A 3,092-nucleotide genomic window follows, 5' to 3' on the forward strand; every position below is an offset into this window, starting at 1 on the left:
GCTGTGAAGCAATTTCTGAAGAGCCCGGTGCGGGAAATCCGCACGCCGGGTTCTGTGGGGGTTTGAGCCGCCAATTGGGCGGCCTTTCTACCCGGAGTCGGCGCGGTAACGCGCCTCCTACTCGATTTATTAAAGGTATCAATTTTTGGGAAATTTTGATATAATTCATGTGAAGTATTTCACAAACAAATCGAATTATTTTTAACTATTATAGAAAGAAGTTGATACCATGAAAAAGAAAGTAGTCATAGCAGGAGGAACTGGTTTTATTGGTAAATACTTTGAGGAGAAGTTTATAGATTTAGGATATGAAGTAAAAATAATTTCAAGGCAATCCCAACAGATAGTATGGAATAATCACGCTGGAATAATAGAAGCCTTAGAAAATTCAGAGATGTTAATTAATCTTGCCGGGAAGTCTGTAAACTGTCGATACAATACTAAAAATAAGCAGGAAATCCTAAACTCGAGGACAGAGACTACCCAAACGCTGGGAAATGCAATTCTAGAATGTAAAAACCCTCCATTATTATGGATAAATTCTAGTACAGCTACCATCTATAGACATGCTGAAGATCGACCAATGACTGAAGAAAATGGTGAAATTGGATCTGGTTTCTCGGTTGATGTTGCCAAAGAATGGGAGCGTTCATTTTTTGCTTTTCAATTACCTGAAACTAGGCAAATTGCATTAAGAATTGCCATTGTATTAGGTGAGAGTGGTGGTGTTATGACACCATTTGTAAACTTAGTAAGATTAGGACTTGGTGGGGTTCAAGGGTCTGGAAATCAAAAATTTAGTTGGATTCATATAGAAGATTTATACACTATTATTCTCTTTCTCAGAGAGAATAAACAACTGAGTGGAGTATTCAATTGTTCATCACCATATCCTGTTACAAATCGTCAATTAATGGATCAATTACGAAAAGTAATGAATAGCAAGGTTGGATTACCTACTCCTAAATGGATGCTTGAAATTGGTGCTTCCTTAATTAGAACAGAGGCCGAATTAATTTTAAAAAGTCGTTGGGTTATTCCAGAGAGATTAGAAAAAGAAGGATACACGTTTAAATTTAGTAAGCTTGAATTGGCCCTTCAACAAATACTTAAAAGACAAAATTAAATGTTTATGTAACATCGATACAAAGTGGAAACTATATCCTGTTCTGTACTTGTTTTTAAAGTTTCTTTAATGAAAAGCTGGTACATATAGCTAATGAGTGCCGAAGAGTTTGACAAGAAAAAGAGTTGAATTCTTGTTTTCTCATTTTGCTCTTTCACTTGTAAGACCATGGGGGGGGAGATGTTTAGTAGAATTGGTTAAATCGGATTGAATGTAATATGCCAGAATACGTCAATTCAGGAGGTAAGAAAAATACTACATTTGTTTATGGAGGTAGAAACTTGAACAATCATGTTGACGTCCTTGTTATTGGAGCTGGTCAAGCGGGACTGGCAATAGGCTATTATTTAAAACAAACAAATCTTACTTTCGAATTGATTGATGCTTCAGTGAGAATTGGGGATGTATGGAGAAATCGCTATGATTCTCTTGTTTTATTCAGTCCGAGAAAATACAGTGCTTTACCTGGATTAGCTATGTCTGGCAATCAGAAAGGTTTTCCTACTAAAGATGAATTAGCGGATTATTTAGAAAGCTATGCCAACTATTTTTCGATTCCTGTCAGCTTGCATACCAAAGTGGAAAAGTTAGAAAAAATGGATTTCAAGTTTTCGGTGAAAACGTCAAAAGGAGAATGGACAGCAAACAAAGTTGTGATTGCGACAGGTCCTTTCCAAAAACCAAATATTCCTATAGTAAAGGGAGAACTTTCAAAAAGCGTATTTCAAATCCACTCCTCTGAATATCAGAGACCCTCGGTACTACCTGCTGGAAATGTATTAGTGATTGGCGCTGGCAATTCCGGTTCTCAAATTGTAGCAGAACTATCCAAGAACCGAAAAGTTTACATCTCAACGGGACATGAAATCGTGATTATTCCACAGCAAATATTAAAAAAGAGTATTTTTTGGTGGCTTGATACGTTTGGTATTTCCAAGGTGCCCGTTGATTCTAAGCTGGCAAGTTATTTGCAGAAAACAGAGCCTGTAATTGGCATGGAACTAAAAAAACTAATAGAAGGCAGACATGTGCAAGTAAAAGAAAGAACAGTATCCTTTCAGGGTAAGGAAGCTACATTTAGAGATGGAACGAAATTGAAAGTAGACAATATCATTTGGGCTACAGGATTTCAATTTGACTATAGCTGGATAGATATCCCTGGGGTCGTTGATCAACAAAAAAAACCGATTCATTATAGAGGAATAAGTCCAATAAACGGTATTTACTTTTTAGGGTTACCCTGGCTCTCAAGGGTAGGTTCTGCACAATTGAATGGAATAGACTATGATGCTAAACGTTTATATAACCATCTTAAAAAAGTTAACTGAACTGCTTGGTTTGATAAAACAAATGTCTGCCTTTAAAAACTAGGCATTTTATATATGTATTACCATACTAATAGAGTTGCTTACGTCTAACGAATAAACAAAGTAGTTTAAGTAACGCATTTAATTTGGTAACATATTTTATCAAGGTAGAAACTTTGACTAAACGAACCGGTGAGTGTTCCCTACATCTGTTCCTTTTTTATAATTTCTTGTAATAAGAAGAATAGTAAAGGCTATTGACATATTAGATTTAAAGTGATAGATTAATAGTCCGGCCACAAAATGAATATAAAAAGCTATTGACATATCAGATCTAAAGTGATAGATTAGTAGTTCGGCCGTAAAATGAAATTTAAAAAGCTGTTGACATATCAGATATAAAATGATAAATTAGTAGCTCGGCTTCAAAATGAAATATAAAAAGTTATTGACATTTCATTTTTAAAATGATAGATTAGTAACTCGGCTATAAAATGATCTTTGAAAACTAAACAAAACCAAGCGTGCCAACGTTGATTTAATCAACAAAAGCAACAAAAGTAACAAAGTTTTTTTCGTACATTCGTGTACAAAAAAGAGCTAGTCAAACAATCTTATTGGAGAGTTTGATCCTGGCTCAGGACGAACGCTGGCGGCGT

Annotated in this window: 2 protein-coding genes; both read left to right on the top strand. The window is 35.4% G+C overall.

Going from position 1 to position 3,092, the window contains the following annotated elements; genetic code table 11:
* Positions 1–229: 229 nt before the first annotated feature.
* Positions 230–1,126: a TIGR01777 family oxidoreductase gene (locus ACFFIX_RS27625; RefSeq protein ID WP_378939852.1), complete on the top strand. Its 897-nt coding sequence runs from the start codon at positions 230–232 to the stop codon at positions 1,124–1,126.
* A gap of 281 nt (positions 1,127–1,407) precedes the next feature.
* Positions 1,408–2,454 carry a flavin-containing monooxygenase gene (locus ACFFIX_RS27630; protein WP_378939854.1) on the top strand — a complete coding sequence of 349 codons (1,047 nt, stop codon included), beginning with the start codon at positions 1,408–1,410 and terminating at the stop codon, positions 2,452–2,454.
* The last annotated feature ends 638 nt before the right edge of the window (positions 2,455–3,092 follow it).

It is taken from the genome of Metabacillus herbersteinensis, from assembly GCF_042433335.1.
GTDB classification, from domain to species: domain Bacteria; phylum Bacillota; class Bacilli; order Bacillales; family Bacillaceae; genus Metabacillus; species Metabacillus herbersteinensis.

Excerpts from the sequence above, each read along its gene's own strand:
- ACFFIX_RS27625 (WP_378939852.1), top strand. The coding sequence starts at position 230 with ATGAAAAAGAAAGTAGTCATAGCAGGAGGAACTGGTTTTATTGGTAAA.